General features: G+C 64.8%; 16 protein-coding genes. 3 read left to right on the top strand and 13 right to left on the bottom strand.

What is annotated here, in order from left to right; translation table 11 throughout:
- Position 1 precedes the first annotated feature (1 nt).
- Both nirD and nirB read right to left on the bottom strand, forming a co-directional pair.
- On the bottom strand, positions 2-385 hold the full coding sequence (nirD, locus tag Q1J95_RS03095; RefSeq protein ID WP_300265804.1) for a nitrite reductase small subunit NirD: 384 nt from the start codon (positions 383-385) through the stop codon (positions 2-4).
- Complete coding sequence (gene nirB, locus Q1J95_RS03090) at positions 382-2958, bottom strand: nitrite reductase large subunit NirB (RefSeq protein ID WP_300265803.1); 2577 nt, start codon at positions 2956-2958, stop codon at positions 382-384. Before nirB ends, nirD begins: the two co-directional genes overlap by 4 nt.
- A 206-nt stretch (positions 2959-3164) precedes the next feature.
- Here nirB and Q1J95_RS03085 point away from each other — a divergent pair, with 206 nt between their 5' ends.
- Together Q1J95_RS03085 and Q1J95_RS03080 are read left to right on the top strand one after the other, a co-directional pair.
- Entirely contained in the window at positions 3165-4589 is a 1425-nt protein-coding gene (locus tag Q1J95_RS03085) for a DUF349 domain-containing protein (RefSeq protein ID WP_366945538.1), read from the top strand.
- 52 nt (positions 4590-4641) lie between these two features.
- Positions 4642-5211, top strand: coding sequence for a type IV toxin-antitoxin system AbiEi family antitoxin (locus Q1J95_RS03080; protein WP_300265802.1), 570 nt, complete (start codon positions 4642-4644; stop codon positions 5209-5211).
- On the opposite strand, the gene Q1J95_RS03075 is transcribed toward Q1J95_RS03080, so the two are convergent.
- The 11 genes from Q1J95_RS03075 to pdxS all read right to left on the bottom strand — a co-directional run bounded on the left by Q1J95_RS03075 (position 5190) and on the right by pdxS (position 16288).
- Entirely contained in the window at positions 5190-7439 is a 2250-nt protein-coding gene (locus tag Q1J95_RS03075; RefSeq protein WP_300265801.1) for a bifunctional (p)ppGpp synthetase/guanosine-3',5'-bis(diphosphate) 3'-pyrophosphohydrolase, read from the bottom strand. The two genes, Q1J95_RS03080 and Q1J95_RS03075, sit on opposite strands and share 22 nt — an antisense overlap.
- A 66-nt stretch (positions 7440-7505) precedes the next feature.
- The gene (secF, locus tag Q1J95_RS03070) at positions 7506-8495 is read right to left on the bottom strand and encodes a protein translocase subunit SecF (protein ID WP_300265800.1); all 990 of its coding nucleotides are present in this window, start codon (positions 8493-8495) and stop codon (positions 7506-7508) included.
- Positions 8495-10225: a protein translocase subunit SecD gene (secD, locus tag Q1J95_RS03065; protein WP_300265799.1), complete on the bottom strand. Its 1731-nt coding sequence runs from the start codon at positions 10223-10225 to the stop codon at positions 8495-8497. The genes secF and secD overlap by 1 nt, the downstream gene beginning before the upstream one ends.
- A gap of 41 nt (positions 10226-10266) precedes the next feature.
- Positions 10267-10701, bottom strand: coding sequence for a preprotein translocase subunit YajC (locus Q1J95_RS03060; protein WP_300265798.1), 435 nt, complete (start codon positions 10699-10701; stop codon positions 10267-10269).
- Between the two features lie 68 nt (positions 10702-10769).
- Entirely contained in the window at positions 10770-11798 is a 1029-nt protein-coding gene (ruvB, locus tag Q1J95_RS03055) for a Holliday junction branch migration DNA helicase RuvB (protein ID WP_300265797.1), read from the bottom strand.
- Positions 11791-12414, bottom strand: a complete 624-nt coding sequence (ruvA, locus tag Q1J95_RS03050; protein ID WP_300265796.1) for a Holliday junction branch migration protein RuvA — start codon at positions 12412-12414, stop codon at positions 11791-11793. Before ruvA ends, ruvB begins: the two co-directional genes overlap by 8 nt.
- Before the next feature lie 9 nt (positions 12415-12423).
- Positions 12424-13008, bottom strand: a complete 585-nt coding sequence (ruvC, locus tag Q1J95_RS03045) for a crossover junction endodeoxyribonuclease RuvC (RefSeq protein WP_300265795.1) — start codon at positions 13006-13008, stop codon at positions 12424-12426.
- A gap of 45 nt (positions 13009-13053) precedes the next feature.
- Complete coding sequence (locus Q1J95_RS03040; protein ID WP_300265794.1) at positions 13054-13815, bottom strand: YebC/PmpR family DNA-binding transcriptional regulator; 762 nt, start codon at positions 13813-13815, stop codon at positions 13054-13056.
- A gap of 72 nt (positions 13816-13887) precedes the next feature.
- The gene (locus Q1J95_RS03035) at positions 13888-14769 is read right to left on the bottom strand and encodes a DUF402 domain-containing protein (RefSeq protein ID WP_300265793.1); all 882 of its coding nucleotides are present in this window, start codon (positions 14767-14769) and stop codon (positions 13888-13890) included.
- Between the two features lie 9 nt (positions 14770-14778).
- Entirely contained in the window at positions 14779-15399 is a 621-nt protein-coding gene (gene pdxT, locus Q1J95_RS03030; RefSeq protein ID WP_300265792.1) for a pyridoxal 5'-phosphate synthase glutaminase subunit PdxT, read from the bottom strand.
- Positions 15389-16288, bottom strand: a complete 900-nt coding sequence (pdxS, locus tag Q1J95_RS03025) for a pyridoxal 5'-phosphate synthase lyase subunit PdxS (protein WP_300265791.1) — start codon at positions 16286-16288, stop codon at positions 15389-15391. Before pdxS ends, pdxT begins: the two co-directional genes overlap by 11 nt.
- Before the next feature lie 96 nt (positions 16289-16384).
- Between pdxS and Q1J95_RS03020 the strand changes: the two genes are divergently transcribed.
- The coding region (locus tag Q1J95_RS03020; protein ID WP_300265790.1) for a GntR family transcriptional regulator at positions 16385-16713 on the top strand (329 nt) is incomplete at its 3' end.

Below are 16713 nucleotides of genomic sequence, written 5' to 3'. Positions count from 1 at the left end.
GTCAGTGCTCCTCAGTGGTGTTCGTCGCTCCCGGGCCCGGGAGCAGCAGGATGTCATCGCCGTCGCGCCGCACCGGCCACACCGCCAGATGCCGAAGTTGCTTTCCCTGTGCGTCGAGGCACTCGCCCGTGCTCAGGTCAAACACCTGCTTGTGCATCGGCGAGATGACGATCTGCGCATCCCCGCGTGTGCCGACGATCCCTCGGGACATCACATGAGCACCGCTGTACGGGTCGAGGTTCGATACGGCATGGACCGCACCGTCCGGTAAGCGAAACAGAGCGATCTGCACGTCTCCGAGAAGCACCGCACTGCCTCGCTCCACGACAAGATCATCGATCGCGCACACGCGCACCGGCGTCGACTGCTCGGTCACCAATGTCATGAGCGCACCGCCAATGTGGTGCCCGCGATGACCACGGAATTTGACGCCCGCTCCTCGGCGGTGGCTGGCCGGAGCTGACCCCGCGTGGGCACATAGGCGAGTGAGGGATCAGGCACGTCTGCCGCGTTGATGAAGGAACGGAAACGCGCGAGCTTGTCCGGGTCGCGCAGAGTCGCCGCCCATTCGTCTTCATAGTTGTCGACGTGTCTGGCCATGGCTGCGTCGAGATCGGCGCAGATGCCGAGACTGTCTTCGAAGATCACGGCTCTGAGTCCGTCGATTCCGCCGTCGAGCTCCTCGCACCATGACGCGGTGCGCTGCAGACGATCAGCCGTGCGGATGTAGTACATGAAGAAGCGGTCGATCGCCTGGACCAGTGCCTCGTCCGACAGATCCGAGGCGAGCAGTTCTGCGTGTCTGGGCGTGAAGCCGCCATTGCCGCCCACGTACATGTTCCACCCGGTCTCGGTGGCGATGACCCCGACGTCCTTGGATCGCGCCTCAGCGCATTCCCGCGCGCAGCCGGAGACCCCAATCTTGAGCTTGTGCGGCGCCCGCAGGCCGCGGTAGCGCAGCTCCAACTGCACCGCCATCCCCACCGAATCGAGTACCCCGAAACGGCACCAGGTCGACCCCACGCACGACTTCACCGTGCGCAGCGACTTGCCGTAGGCCTGGCCCGATTCGAAGCCGGCGTCGACGAGTCGCTGCCAGATGATCGGCAACTGCTCAAGGCGTGCCCCGAACATGTCGATGCGCTGGCCGCCGGTGAGCTTGGTGTACAGGCCGAAGTCCTGAGCGATCTGTCCGATCGTCACGAGGCCGGCCGGTGTCACCTCGCCGCCGGGCATCCGCGGCACCACCGAGTAGGTGCCATCCTTCTGCATATTCGCCATCACGTGATCGTTGGTGTCCTGCAGGCTCGCGTTCTCGCCGTCGAGCACATGATCGCCGACAAGGACGGACAGGATGCTGGCGAGCGCGGGCTTGCAGATGTCACATCCGCGTCCCCGGCCGAATCGCTCGATGATCGCGCTGAAGGTGGTCAGCTCGGCGACACGCACAGCATCGAACAGTTGCCTTCTCGACATGTCGAAGTGCTCACAGAGCGCGTGCGAGACGTCCTGACCGAGCTTGGTGAGCTCTTGGCCGACGACCTTTTTCACCATGAGGACGCACGATCCGCAGGTAGCGCCCGCTTTCGTGCACGCTTTCACTGCGTTCGCGTCCGTGCATCCTTCTTCATGCACTGCCTCACGGATACGGCCGGCGGTCACATTCGAACACGAGCAGACCACTGCCTCGTCAGGCAGCTGGCCGCTCGGCGCATCGACACCGCCCTCCGGCATCAGATACGCCACCGGATCCGTGCCGAGCTGTGCGCCGATAAGTGGACGGAGGGATCCGTAGGCGGACGCATCGCCGACCAGGATCCCGCCGAGCAGGGTCTGCGCGTCGTCCGAGAGCACCAGCTTCTTGTAGACGCCCGCCACCGGGTCGGAGTAGACCACATCCAGCGCCCGATCGGTTCGCGCGAAGGCATCGCCGAAGCTCGCGACCTCGACGCCGGAGAGTTTCAACTTCGTGGACTCGACGAATCCGGGGAACGTCGCCTCGCCACCGACGATGAGCGTTGCCGCGACCTCTGCCATTGCATATCCGGGCGCGACGAGACCGACGCATCTGCCATCGAAGTTGGCGACCTCGCCGATGGCCAGGATCGCGGGGTCGCTCGTTCGACAGCACTCGTCGATGAGCACACCGCCGCGCGGGTGCACCGAGAGCTGCGCGCCCCGCGCGAGCTCGTCACGTGGGCGCACGCCGACGGTGAAGACCACCACATCTGCTCGGTGAAAGTCGCCGTTCTCGAACTCCAGAGCTGTGACCGCACCGGAGTCATCCGGATCCAATCGCGTGGTGCGCGACTGGATCCGCACGGCGATGCCTTTGGCCTCGATGAGTTGTCGCAGCATCGAACCGCCCGCGAAATCGAGCTGTGCGGACATGAGCCGGTCGGATGCCTGGACCACCGTGCTTTCGATATTCAGCGCCTGTAAGGCCCCCGCTGCCTCCAGCCCCAGCAGCCCCCCGCCGATCACAGCACCGCGCAGTGTGCGCCCCAGTTCTGCCTGGCGCCGCGCAACGAAGCGTCGCATTGACTGCACATCGTCGAGCGTGCGGTAGACGAAGCATCCCGGCAGGTCGGAGCCGTCGACGGCGACCCGCGCGGCATACGACCCCGTGGCGAGGATGAGACGGTCATATCGGAATTCACGTCGGGATCGGGTCCTCACCGAGCGAGCGGCGCGATCGATGTGGATGACACGGTCATTGCTGATGAACTCCACACGATCATCCGCGAAGACATCGGGGGCCAACGCTAAATCCTCCGGGGCGACACCGGAGAAGTAACTGGTGAGACCGACCCGGTCATAAGGCGCACGGCTCTCATCTCCGATGAGGGTGATGCGCACAGCGGAGTCGGCGCGGGTGAGCACGCTCTCGACGAATCTGTGCGCGACCATACCCGCGCCGACGACGACGATCTCCGCGACTTTCGTGTGATCGATCACGAGCGCTCCTATCGTTCGGGGATGTCCAGACACTATGAGCGGCGTGTTTCGCGGACGTTGTGACTCGTGTTACGTGCAGCGAACGTTCTTCTCACAAACGTGTAACGGTGTTGTGAGATCCGAGTCTCTTTCCAGAGCTGCCACGCGTACTAGGCTGAGGATCGTCCTTTCCACCTCACGCGGGCTGACCGCGCAAGGAGCACATCGTGTCTGCCACCGACTCTTCGAACATCGACCCTTTGAGCACCGACTCTTCGAACATCGACCCTTCGAGCACCGAGTCTCCGAACGCCGAGTCTTCGAAGCCCACTCCCCCCGTTCCCGCGCCGCCGCGGGTTCCGATGCCGCCTCGCAACCCCGTGCCGGCGAAGCCAGCTGCACCTGTGATTCCGGTTGCCGCGGCGGATTCAGCGGATTGGGGTCGCGTAGCCGAAGACGGCACAGTCGAGGTTCGCGAAGGTGATGCCTGGCGTGTGGTGGGTCAGTACCCCGACGGCACGCCGACAGAGGCGTTGGCCTATTTCGTCCGCAAATACGATGAGCTCGCCTTCAAAGTGCACACGCTCGAGCAGCGGCACCAGAGCGGTGGCGCGTCGGCGGCCGAGTTGACGACGCAGGCGAAGCACCTCGTGACCGAGGCGACGGATGCCGCGGCCGTCGGTGACCTCGTATCGCTGCAGGCCCGGCTGACGACTCTCACTGACGCCCTCGCCGAGGCGAGCAAGATCGAAGCCGAGCAGGCGAAGGAACTCGTCGACAAAGCGATTGCGGATCGAACAGTGCTCGTCGAGAGCATCGAGGAGATCGCCGCACGTGACCTGTCGAAGGTGCAGTGGAAGCAGATAACCGAGGAAGTGACCGGTCTGTTCGATGCGTGGCAGGCTCAGCAGCAGAGCGGGCCGCGCCTTCCCAAGGGCGTCTCGCAGCAGCTCTGGAAGCGTTTCCGAGACGCTCGGTCCGTCGTCGACAAGCAGCGTCGCGCCTTCTACGCTGAACTCGATGAAGCGCACAAGGCCGCTCGTGACCGCAAGACGCAGCTGATCGAGCGCGCCGAGGCGCTGGCACCCAAGGGTGTCGACGGCATTCCCGCCTACCGCGGACTGCTGGAGGACTGGAAGGCATCCGGTCGCGCGGGGCGCAAAGCCGATGACGCGCTCTGGGCACGTTTCAAAGCGGCCGGCGACGAGCTGTACGCAGCTCGTGCTGAGCAGGCCGCGGCTGATGAAGCCGAATCCGCGCCGAAGATCGAAGCACGTCAGGCGCTGCTCGACGAGGCGAAGGCCGTTGCCGACGAGTCGAACATCAAGCAGGCGCGCGCCCTTCTCACACGCATCCAGCAGAAGTGGGATGACATCGGACGCATCGTCCCCCGCGACAAGGAACGTGCGCTCGATGACAAGCTCCGGGTCATCGAACAGGCGCTGAAGTCTCGCGAAGAGGTCGACTGGAAGCGCAACAACCCCGAGACCAAGGCACGGGCGAATGACATGAACCAGCAGCTGGTCGACGCCATCGCAAAGCTCGAAGCTGAGAAGGCTGCAGCTGACGCCGCCGGTGACACCAAGGCGGCCAAAGCGGCTGCTGAGGCGTTGGAGGCTCGTCGCACCTGGTTGAGCGCGCTCGGCGGCTGACGGTTATCCACAGGTCGCTGCGGCGGCTTGCAGGGCCCGGCACACTGGCAGTGTGCATGATTCGCTGTTCTACGTGCCGGGGGCACAGCTGTCTCAGCCTGAGCTGAGCGCCGCGCGGCTTGATGGACTCGTCTTCGAGCTCGGCGCCGGATACATGCCGGCTGACCTGCCCGAAGGGCCGAGCGCGCGTCTCCGAGCAGTCGCGGCGATGATGATTCCCGGCTATGCCGCGAGCGGATCCACGGCGGCCTGGGTGCATGGCGCCGGCGACGCTCCCCCATCGCAGCACCACTTCCAGCGCGCTGTCGAGCATCGCCCTCGCGTCACTCGCATGCGCCATGTCGTGGTCCACGAAGGCCTCCTGCCATCCGACGACCTCGTGACGATCGGCGAGATCGCGGTCAGCACGCCACTGCGCACCCTGACAGACCTCGTGGTCGGCGCCGACCGCTATCCCGAGTACACGGTATGGATGCAGCGTATGGCGCGCATCACACCCGATCTTGTGCCGCTCGTTGCCGAACGGCTGGTCGCGCGTGGGCGGGCTCCTGGGCGTCAAGCCGCCCGGACCCGGCTACAGCGCCTGGCAGAAGACGTCGCTCAGGAAGAGGTGACGCGGTAGACGTCGTAGACCGCGTCGATACGCCGCACCGCATTGAGCACCCGGTCGAGGTGCACCGAGTCTCCCATCTCGAAGACGAACTTGCTGATCGCCAGCCGTTCGTTCGTCGTCGTCACCGATGCCGAGAGGATGTTCACGTGGTGCTCGCTCAGTACCCGCGTCACGTCTGAGAGCAGGGCGGCACGGTCGAGCGCCTCCACCTGGATCTGAACGCGGAAGACGCTCTTGGTCGTCGGTGCCCACTCGACCTCGACGAAGCGCTGCTCGTCGGCACCGAGAGCTTTGACATTGACGCAGTCGGAGCGGTGCACGGAGACACCGCTTCCGCGGGTCACGAATCCGACGATGGGGTCGCCAGGCACCGGAGTGCAGCACTTGGCGAGCTTGACCAGGATGTCGGCGGCGCCGCGAACCAGAATCCCGGAATCGCCCGCGCGGGGCTCGCGCGCGGTGGGCCGTCCCGGCAGGTCGATGGCCCCGGTGCTGGTATCAGCATCCGCGAGACTCGCCGTGACCTTCTCGAGTACCGACTGCGTCGAGACATGGCCCTCGCCGACAGCCGCGTACAGCGCTGAGACATCTTCGTAGTGGAGCTGCTGCGCGACCGCGGCAAAGGACTCCTGGCTCATGAGCCGCTGCAAGGGCAGGTTCTGGCGGCGCATCGCGCGGACGATGGCTTCTTTACCCTGCTCGATGGCCTCTTCACGACGTTCTTTGGTGAACCATCCGCGAATCTTGTTTCGCGCCCGTGTGCTCTTGACGAAGTTCAGCCAATCCTGGCTGGGCCCAGCGTCGGGGTTCTTCGATGTGAACACCTCGATGACATCGCCGCTCTTGACGACGGTCTCCAGCGGAACCAGGCGTCCATTGACCTTGGCCCCCATCGTGCGATGCCCGATCTCAGTGTGCACGGCGTAGGCGAAGTCCACCGGCGTCGCACCGGCGGGAAGACCGATCACGCGTCCCTTCGGCGTGAAGACATACACTTCCTTGGCGCCGATCTCGAACCGCAGCGAGTCAAGGAACTCACTGGGATCAGCCGTCTCCGCCTGCCAGTCGGAGATATGCGCCAGCCAGGTCATCTCGGTGTCGCTGGGTCCGGCGACGGGTTTCCCGCCGTTCATGCGCTCTTTGTACATCCAATGCGCAGCGACGCCGAACTCGGCTTGCTGATGCATCTCATGGGTGCGGATCTGAATCTCGACCGTGCGGCCGCCCGGTCCGATCACCGTGGTGTGCAACGACTGGTAGAGGTTGAACTTCGGCGTCGCGATGTAATCCTTGAAGCGCCCGGGAAGCGGCGTCCACCGGGCATGAATGGCGCCCAGAACCGCATAGCAGTCGCGCACCGAGTTCACGAGCACCCGAATGCCGATGAGATCGTAGATGTCGTCGAACTCGCGGCCGCGGATCACCATCTTCTGATACACCGAGTACAACTGCTTCGGGCGGCCCCCGACCTTACCGCGGATGCGCAGATCGTGCAGGTCTTCGTTGATCGACTGAATGACCTGCTGCAGGTACTTCTCACGCTGCGGGGTGCGCTGTGCGATGAGCGAGTTGATTTCAGCGTAGATCTTGGGGTGCAGAACGGCGAACGAGAGGTCTTCCAGCTCAGACTTGATGGCTTGGATGCCCAACCGGTTCGCCAGCGGCGCGTAGATCTCCAACGTCTCGCGAGCCTTGCGCTCGGCCTTCTCCGGTGGAACGAAGCCCCACGTGCGCGCGTTGTGGAGACGGTCGGCGAGTTTGATCAGCAGCACACGGATGTCTTTCGACATCGCCACGATCATCTTGCGCACCGTCTCGGCCTGTGCGCTCTCACCGTACTTGACTTTGTCGAGCTTGGTGACCCCGTCGACGAGCATCGCGACTTCGTCACCGAAGACCTCGGTGAGCTCGGAGAGGGCGTACCCGGTGTCTTCTACCGTGTCGTGCAACAACGCGGCAGCGATCGCACGCGGCCCCAGCCCCATCTCAGCGAGGATCTGCGCGACGGCGAGCGGGTGCGTGATGTACGGCTCACCGCTCTGACGCTTCTGAGTCGCGTGCTTCTCGCTGGCGACCTGGTACGCGCGACTGATGATCGCGAGATCGCCCTTGGGGTGATTGACCCTGACGGTGCGGATGAGGTTGTCGAGGTCGTTGATCCGGGGCGCACGCGAGAAGATGCGAGGAACGAGCCGTCTGAGACTCGATCCCTGCGTCTGCGTGTTCGCCTCCGCCATCACTTCACCTCCGGGTCACAACATAATACGCAGGCTGGCAGGGGCAGGTCGCCGCTGCCGTGCGGATCACGCCTCTACACGTGCGCGCTCACGCAGTTCGCGAACCCGGTTGTCTCGTTCGACGATCGTCGGCTCCTTCTCGCGGAACAGCGAGTACAGCGGGGCGGCTACGAACAGTGTCGAGTAGGTCGCGACGATGATGCCGACGAAGATCGATAGCGAGATGTCTGTCAGCGTCTCCGCACCCAACCAGAAGGCGCCGATGAACAGAATCGCACCGACGGGCAGGGCCGCGACGATCGAGGTGTTGATCGAACGAACGAGCGTCTGGTTGACGGCGAGGTTCACAGACTCACCGAAGGTGCGGGCAGAGTTCTCCCCATCTTCTGTGGTGTTCTCTCGAATCTTGTCGAAGACGACAGTCGTGTCGTACAGCGAGTACGCCAGAATCGTCAGGAAGCCGATCACGGCCGCGGGTGAGATCTCGAACCCAGCCAGGGCGTAGACACCGACAGTGATGACGAGCACGTCCAGCAGGCCGATGATCGCCGCCGCCGACATCTTCCACGTGCGGAAGTAGATCGCCAGAATCAAGAAGGTCAGCGCGAGGAAGATCGCCAGACCCCACAGCGACTGTCGAGTGACGTTGTCGCCCCAGGTCGCGCCGATGAACGACGCCGTGACCTCGTCGGCTGGCACCTCGTACGCATCGGCCAGTGCCGCGGCGACGTTCTGTGTTTCCTCCGAGGTCATCTGCGATGTCTGCACGCGCACGTCGGTGCCGTTCACAATCGCCACCTTGGCGGCCGCTTCTGGCACGACCCCCTGCACGGCATCGGTCGCGAGCGCCTGGTCAGTGCTCTCCGGCGCGACGACGGTGAACTGGGAGCCACCCGTGAACTCGATGGAGAACTGCACCGGACGCAGCAACGGCACGAGTGCGGATGCTGCGACGAGTGCGATGGCGATGATGAACCACAGCCGCCGCTTGCCGACGAACGGGAAGGACGTCTTGCCCGTGTAGAGGTTGTTACCGAACTCATTCATGGAAGCCATCAGCGGTCTCCCTCGCTTCCGGCATCCGTGGTGTTGTCTGCGGTCAGAACTGCTGCACGCTTGCGCTCGGCTATGGTCTGTCGGCGGTCGGCTTCGGCTCGAGACCGGGTGTTCTTCGCAGCACGACCGACTGATCCCGAAGAGACCTCGCGGTACTGCGACCGGGTGTGGTACACCGCACCGAGGACATCAGGAGCGAGGCCTGAGAGCTTGTGTCCCCCGCCGAAGAACCGCGTGCGGGCTAGGATCTGCATCACCGGGTGCGTGAAGATCACGAAGATGAAGACGTCGATGAGCGTGGTGAGCCCGAGTGTGAACGCGAAGCCCTTCACCGTCGAGTCAGCGAGAATGTACAGCACGACCGCGGCGAGGATGTTGATCGACTTGGAAATGTAGATCGTGCGCTTCGCTCGGCCCCAGCCGTCTTCGACGGCACTGGTTATCGATTTACCGTCGCGCAACTCGTCACGTATTCGTTCGAAGTACACGATGAACGAGTCGGCCGTGAACCCGATCGCGACGATGAGACCCGCCACGCCTGCCAGCGACAGGCGGAAGCCGAGTCGCCACGCGAGGATGCAGATGATGATGTAGGTGAGGACCGCCATGACGGCGATCGACGCGATGATGACCGTGCCGAGAGCACGATAGCTCAACAGCGAGTACACCGCGACGAGCGCGAGGCCGATGAGCCCGGCGATGAGACCGATCTGCAGCTGCTGCGTGCCGAGCGTGGCCGAGACCGTGTCTGAGCTGACGGTGGTGAAGCTTAGCGGGAGCGCCCCGTACTTGAGCTGATCGGCGAGCGTCTCGGCGGTCTCCTGCGTGAACGAGCCCGAGATGCTGGGCTTGCCGTTGAGGATGACGCCGTTCATCTGGGGTGCCGAGATGACGGCACCGTCGAGCACGAAGGCGAACTGGTCGCGAGGACTCTGGCTGGCGAGCTTGTTCTGGTACAGGCGCTGGCTGATGTTGCCGAAAACCTCGGTTCCCTCAGTGTCGAGCGTCAGCTGCACCGTCCATGCGCCAGACTGCGGATCGCGGCCGCTGGTGGCATCGTCGATCGCGTCGCCGGAGAGCTCCATCGGGCCGAGGATGAACTTGGCCGTGCCCGCTGCGTCGCAGGTGATCAGCGGCTCGTCCTCGGGAGCGTTGGACGGGTCGTTCTGCGGATCGGAACAGTCGTAGGCGAGGAGCTCTGCCTGCAGCTTCTCGGTGATCCATGCCGGGTCGCTCGCATCGGTGGGCTCAGGCGTCGGGACGGCATTTGCACTCGAGTCCGGAGACGGATACGGCGTGGTGTTGCCATCTTCCCCGGTGAACTCGGTCGCCGGGGCCGTGCTCACGATGACAGGACGGAACTCAAGCTGAGCACTCGCCTGAATCCGCTCGCGCGTCTCGGCGTCTGCGTTGCCTGGAATCTGGACGACGATGTTACGTCCGCCCTCGGTGGCGATGTCGGCTTCGGCGACACCCGAGGCGTCAACGCGCTGTCGGATGATCGCAGCAGCCTGATCAAGCTGCTCCTGAGTCGGGTCGGCGCCGTCTTCCGTAACGGCGCCGAGGATGATCTGCGTACCGCCCTGAAGGTCGAGTGCGAGCTCCGGGGCCCACGAGCTCTTGCCGAAACCGTAGACGCCGAGAGCGTTGATGCCGAACAGGCCTGCTGTGACGAGCAGGAGCGCGAGGAGGACTTTCCAGGCATGACGAACTGGTGAAGAAGAGGCCACGTACGTTCAGCTTTCTAGGCGGCTGGCGGGCGGTCGGAAGACTACTTGTTGTCGGAGTCGCGCTCGAGGCGTGCCCGAGTCTCCTCGGGAGTCTCGTTGGGCGCGGGAAGCTCTTCATTCACCGCGAAGGTGTCTTCGTCGATCTCGGCATCGGCGTCCGCATCCGCGCCGTCGACGTCGACTGCGGTGTCGGCAGCGTCGTCCTCGGTGGGATCGACGATGCGGAGGATCGCCTGGCTGTGCACCTCGATGACGGTGCCAGGAGCGATCTCGATGAGAGCAGGCTCATCGAGATCATCAGCGTCGTAGGCGACGATGGTGCCGTAGAGCCCGCCCTGAAGAAGAACCTTGACGCCGGGAACGGTCTTGCGGGCCTTCTCTTCCTGTTGCTCCTTCATCTGCTTGTTGCGCCGACGGGTGTTGAAGATCATGAACACCAGCAGGACTGCGAGAAGACCGAAGAGGATGAGTTCCATCAGGAAGTGCCTTTCAAATGCGCGCGCCATCGGTGGGTGCGCCAGGGTCGGGGGGAAGCCTCCAGCGATTATAGGTCATCGAGCAATGCTGGCTGGTCCGGATGCTGCAGACCGAGGTGCGCGTACGCCTCGGGAGTGGCCACTCGACCGCGTGGTGTGCGCCCGAGGAAGCCGATTCGAACAAGGTACGGCTCCACGACGCTTTCGACGGTCTCGGCCTCTTCGCCGACCGCGACAGCAAGGGTGCTGAGTCCGACTGGGCCACCGCGAAAGCGGCGAACGAGGGTGTCCAGGACCGCACGGTCGAGGCGGTCGAGGCCGATCGGATCCACATCATAAAGCTCCAGGGCGAAGCGCACGTCATCGAGGGATGCGGCGCTGACATTGCCGTGCACGAGCGCGTAATCGCGTACGCGCCGAAGGAGGCGATTGGCGATACGGGGTGTGCCGCGGGAGCGCCGAGCGATCTCGGCGCGAGCATCAGCCGGCAGCGACACGCCGAGCACGTGCGACGATCGCTCGATGACCTGCTCGAGGTCGCGATCGTCGTAGAATTCGAGATGACCGGTGAAGCCGAATCTGTCGCGCAGCGGGTTGGGCAACAGACCCGAGCGCGTTGTCGCTCCGACCAGGGTGAACGGTGCGAGATCCAGAGGAATGCTGGTGGCGCCCGCACCTTTGCCGACCATGATGTCGATGCGAAAGTCTTCCATCGCGAGGTACAGCATCTCCTCCGCGGACCGCGCCATGCGGTGGATCTCGTCGATGAAGAGTACTTCTCCGGGAACCAGGCTCGACAGCAGAGCCGCGAGGTCACCGGCATGTTGAATGGCAGGACCGCTGGAGAGGCGGAGTGGGCGCTCGCTTTCGTGTGCGACGATCATCGCAAGTGTCGTCTTGCCGAGCCCGGGAGGGCCAGCCAGAAGGATATGGTCCGGTGGGCGGTGCTGAATACTCGCGGCGTCAAGCAGCAACTGCAACTGGCCCCGGACCTTTGGCTGCCCGACGAAATCTCCGAGACTGCTGGGGCGCAGGGCGCCCTCGATGGCGAGTTCTGCGTCGTCGAGCGGTTCAGCCGCGTCGCGACCCTCAGCCACGGGCCGCTCCGGCCTTCGCCGGCCCGAGGGCGGCAAGGCTCTGACGCAGCAACGCGGGCACCGAGGAGCGGTCGGCCTCGCTCGCGCCCTCAGCGGTGGATGCCGCAGCCTCTGCCGCGACCTTCTCCGACCACCCCAGCCCCACCAGCGCCGTCGTGACCTGATTGATGACATCGGCGGCGCCGTCGGAGGCACGAACGGCACCGGGCGCGGCGGGCGGCTGGAGCTTTCCTGCGAGTTGTACCACGATGAGCTTGGCTGTCTTCGGTCCGATTCCCGATACGCGACGGAACGGGGCATCGTCATCGTCTGCGACAGCCGCGGCGATCTGGTCGACTGTGAGATGGCCGAGGACCCCGAGCGAGGATTTCGGGCCGACGCCGGTGACGCTGAGAAGCTGCGTGAACACCTCGAGCTCAAGCGGGGTCTCGAACCCGAAGAGCGTGAGAGCGTCCTCGCGGACGATCAAGCTGGTGTGCAGTCGTATCTCAGCGCCAACCCGTGCGGTGTGGGCGAGATCTGCCGGAACGAAGACGAAGAATCCGACGCCGCCGACTTCGACGACCACATGGTCGGCGCCGGTCGAAAGCACAGGGCCACGCAGCGAAGAGATCATGCCTCCAGCCTACGAGGTGGATCGTATGTATGTTCGAGCGACACGCTCGGCATCGGCCCAGGCACGCTGCGCCGGAGTGAGCGCATCGGTACCGGGTGCGACAGCACCGCCCCGGCGCCAGGCGTGACACAGCGCGATCGCGAGGGCATCGGCTGCATCCGCCGGCTGGGGCGGCGTGTCCAATCGCAGAATACGGGCGACCATCGCCTGCACCTGCTTCTTATCAGCCGACCCGTAACCGGTGACAGCTGCCTTCACCTCGCTCGGGGTGTGGGTAGCGGCGGGAAGGCCCGCCTCGGCTGCCACCAGCAGCGCCACGCCGCTGGCCTGGGCCGTCCCCATGACCGTGTGGCTGTTGTGCTGCGCGAAGACGCGCTCGACGGCGACGGCATCGGGCCGATGCTGGTCCAGGACTGTGCGGATACCCTCGGCAACGGCCGCGAGGCGTTCGCCGACGGAGGCATCAGGAGCCGTGCGCACCACGCCGACATGGACCAGGGTGCCGCGCCGCGCGCGATCGACATCGACCACGCCGACACCGCAGCGCGTCAAGCCAGGGTCGATGCCCAGTACCCGCACAGAAGGAGCCGCCACTCCCCCAGGCTAAGCGCTGAGGAAGTGGCGGCTCGGTCGGCGCGCCTACTCTTCGTCGTTCTCGAGCTCGGCCTGCACCTCAGGGGTGAGGTCGAAGTTGCTGTAGACGTTCTGCACGTCCTCGCTGTCTTCGAGAGCGTCGATGAGACGGAAAATCTTGCGGGCGGTGGGTGCGTCGATCTCGACCTTGAGGTTCGGCACGAACTCGACATCAGCGGACTCGTAGTCGATACCGGCCTCCTGCAGAGCCGTGCGCACCGTCACGAGGTCACTGGCTTCGGTGATGACCCCGAAGTCCTCGCCGTGCGGCTCGATCTCTTCGGCCCCGGCCTCGAGCACGGCTTCCATCACGGCGTCCTCCGTCGTGCCTTCAGAGCCGACGACGATGACGCCCTTGCGCGTGAAGTTGTACGCGACGCTGCCTGGATCGGCGAGGTTTCCGCCGTTGCGGCTGAGGATCGTGCGCACCTCTGCTGCCGCGCGGTTCTTGTTGTCCGTCAGACACTCGATCATGAGAGCGACGCCGTTCGCGCCGTACCCCTCGTACATGATCGACAGGTACTCGACGGCTTCTCCGCCGATACCGGCACCGCGCTTGACAGCACGATCGATGTTGTCCTTCGGCACAGACATCTTCTTCGCCTTGAAGACGGCGTCGTACAGCGTGGGGTTTCCCTGCAGGTCAGGACCGCCGAGCTTGGCCGCCACCTCGATGTTCTTGATGAGCTTGGCCCACGACTTCGCGCGCCTCGAGTCGATGACGGCCTTCTTGTGCTTCGTCGTTGCCCACTTGGAATGCCCGGACATATATCTCCGCTCGTTTCGCGTTTTGCGCCCCTCAGTCTACGCGGTCTCTCGTCCGCGCCCCGAGGCGCGGTTTCACCCCTCCAGGCTGGTGCTCCCTGACCGTGCCCTGGCGGCATCCATCGCGGGGGTGTTCGGAAGAGCGACGGGGCGGTCCATCGCGGCATCCGGCCTCCAGGATGTCCACCCCTCATCCATTGGCCAGGCTCCGGCGGAGATGAACTCCTGACCGGCGATATCCGCGAGCGTCCGCACGGCATCAGCCTGTTCCGCTGTGAACCGGCCGTGCTCGACGATGGTCTGGAGCTCATCGGCGTCCTTGAGCCAGATGTCCTCACTGCCCGGATGCTCGGCGTCGATCCAGAGGTCGAGCACGAGGTCTCGCGTGAAGATCGTCGGCGTCTCGCCGCCCAAGCGCCGGTGGGGTAGCTCGAGATTGACATAGGCGCCATCCGGCGTGCCGTCATGGCGCTGGAAGAACCAGATCGACCAGGGGCGACCGCTGGGCGCGACCCTCAGCACCCCCGGGCCGGTCCAGCTCGTCTCGGTCATCTTCCACGGTGCGCGGAACCGCTCTTCGAGCGGGATATCGCGGTGCCTGCGGCCATCCGAAGGGGCAGGTTGCAGACGTGCTGAGCCAGAGGGGATCCAGACGACGAGTCCGCGCCCATCGTCGCGGATCACCCGGGCCGTCTCGATATGGCGTCCATACCGCCACAGGAGCTCTTGGCCTTCTGCGAAGCGCGGCGCGGTTTCGGCAGACGAGAGCACCGCGCTAGGGAACAACGTGTCAGCATGTGCGACGCGTTGCTCGTCGGCGGAGTCGAGCAGCGCGAGTGCCTCGCGCAGTGCCAATTCTCGCGAGGCGATGCGTTTCCAGGGCTGTCCCCTGCGGCTGAGCAGGGTCAGAGTCCCTCCGCTGGGGCTGACAGCGGTAGAACCGAGAGGAAGACGCATACCGAGACGCTATCGCGCGGATGCCGTTGCGCTGCGCACGCGCGCAAGCACGTGCCTCAGGAAGTACTCGTGAAAGCGCGCATCTCCCCCGACTTCCGGATGAAAACTCGTGCCCAGAAGGTTCCCCTGGCGCACAGCGACGATCGTGCGATCCGACAGCGCCGCAAGCACCTCGACGTCAGCTCCGGCCCTTTCGACGATCGGGGCACGGATGAAGGTCGCGTGCACGGGTTCTTCGCCCAATGCCGGTACGGTCAGCTCGGCCTCGAACGACTCCGTCTGTCGACCGAACGCGTTGCGTCGTACTGCGATGTCGAGACCACCAAAGCTCTGTTGTCCCTCGGTCCCATCGATGATGCGGTCGGCGAGAAGAATGAGTCCGGCGCATGTGCCGTACACCGGCAAGCCCGTCGAGATGGCCTCGCGAATCGGCTGCTGGAGGCCGAACTGACGTGAGAGCTTGTCGATCACCGTGGATTCGCCGCCGGGAATCACCAATCCATCGACCCGGCCAAGCTCTTCCGCACGGCGTACCCGCACGGTTTCGGCTCCGAGGCCCTGCAAGACGCGCTCGTGCTCACGCACGTCGCCCTGCAGGGCGATGACGCCGACGCGTGGACTACCAGCCACGCTCGGCGAGCCGATGCGGGGCGGGCAGATCGGCGACGTTTATGCCGACCATGGCCTCGCCGAGGCCGCGGGAGACGTCAGCGATCACCTTCGGGTCATCGTAGAAGGTCGTCGCCTTCACGATGGCGGCCGCGCGCGCAGCAGGATCGCCCGACTTGAAGATGCCGGAGCCGACGAACACGCCGTCCGCTCCGAGCTGCATCATCATCGCCGCATCCGCCGGTGTCGCGACTCCGCCCGCGACGAACAGCACGACCGGGAGCGAGCCGGTCGCGGCGATCTCGGCGACAAGCTCATACGGGGCCTGCAGCTCTTTGGCCGCGACGTACAGCTCGTCCTTCGGCAGGGCCGTGAGCGCAGCGATCTCGCCGCGAATCTTACGGATGTGCTTCATGGCCTCGGAGACATCGCCTGTGCCTGCTTCACCCTTCGAGCGGATCATCGCCGCACCCTCGTTGATTCGGCGCAGCGCCTCGCCCAGGTTGGTGGCGCCACAGACGAACGGGACGGTGAAGTCGTACTTGTCGATGTGATTGACATAGTCGGCCGGCGAGAGCACCTCGGACTCGTCGATGTAGTCGACGCCGAGTTCCTGCAGCACCTGCGCCTCGACGAAATGTCCGATACGAGCCTTGGCCATGACCGGGATCGACACGGCGTCGATGATGCTGTCGATCATGTCGGGGTCGCTCATGCGCGAGACTCCGCCCTGTGCGCGGATGTCAGCGGGCACGCGCTCCAGGGCCATGACGGCGACCGCGCCGGCGTCCTCGGCGATCTTCGCCTGCTCGGCGGTGACGACATCCATGATGACGCCGCCCTTGAGCATCTCGGCGAGACCGCTCTTGACCCGGGGGGATCCGGTCGTGGTTTCCTGCGCTGAAGTCATGGGTAAACCTTTCGAACTAGTCAAAACAGCTTTTGATCTATGTCAAAAGATAGCACCGCCGACGACACCCCGTAGACTCATATGACGAGAGGTGACATGAGCGAGCAGATCACGGGTTCGACGGCGACCGATATCGCCACCAGCGTGCGCGAGCTGCATGATCGCGGCATTCTTCCTGCCGGCAGCACGTTGCCACCGGTGCGCGAACTCGCCTCCCGTCTCGGCGTCAACCGCAACACGGCTGTGGCCGCCTACCGTCAGCTCGCGCAGGCGGGTCTCGTCGTAACACGCGGGCGCGCGGGGACGATCCTCGTCGAGCATGACGTCGGCGCGCAGGAGGGATACGCCGCCGACACGGTGCTTCGCGATGTGGGAACTGGGAATCCGGATCCGACGCTCATTCCGGATCCATCGCCCGTGCTCGC

Origin of the sequence: Microbacterium sp. (assembly GCF_029263575.1) — a bacterium.
Lineage (GTDB): Bacteria > Actinomycetota > Actinomycetes > Actinomycetales > Microbacteriaceae > Microbacterium.
Note: the sequence above shows the minus strand (reverse complement) of the source record. Positions and strands in the feature narration are given on the sequence as shown.

Excerpts from the sequence above, each read along its gene's own strand:
- nirD (WP_300265804.1), bottom strand. The coding sequence starts at position 385 with ATGACATTGGTGACCGAGCAGTCGACGCCGGTGCGCGTGTGCGCGATC.
- Q1J95_RS03075 (WP_300265801.1), bottom strand. The coding sequence starts at position 7,439 with ATGGCGGAGGCGAACACGCAGACGCAGGGATCGAGTCTCAGACGGCTC.
- secF (WP_300265800.1), bottom strand. The coding sequence starts at position 8,495 with ATGGCTTCCATGAATGAGTTCGGTAACAACCTCTACACGGGCAAGACG.
- Q1J95_RS03060 (WP_300265798.1), bottom strand. The coding sequence starts at position 10,701 with ATGGAACTCATCCTCTTCGGTCTTCTCGCAGTCCTGCTGGTGTTCATG.
- ruvA (WP_300265796.1), bottom strand. The coding sequence starts at position 12,414 with ATGATCTCTTCGCTGCGTGGCCCTGTGCTTTCGACCGGCGCCGACCAT.
- Q1J95_RS03040 (WP_300265794.1), bottom strand. The coding sequence starts at position 13,815 with ATGTCCGGGCATTCCAAGTGGGCAACGACGAAGCACAAGAAGGCCGTC.
- Q1J95_RS03035 (WP_300265793.1), bottom strand. The coding sequence starts at position 14,769 with ATGCGTCTTCCTCTCGGTTCTACCGCTGTCAGCCCCAGCGGAGGGACT.
- pdxS (WP_300265791.1), bottom strand. The coding sequence starts at position 16,288 with ATGACTTCAGCGCAGGAAACCACGACCGGATCCCCCCGGGTCAAGAGC.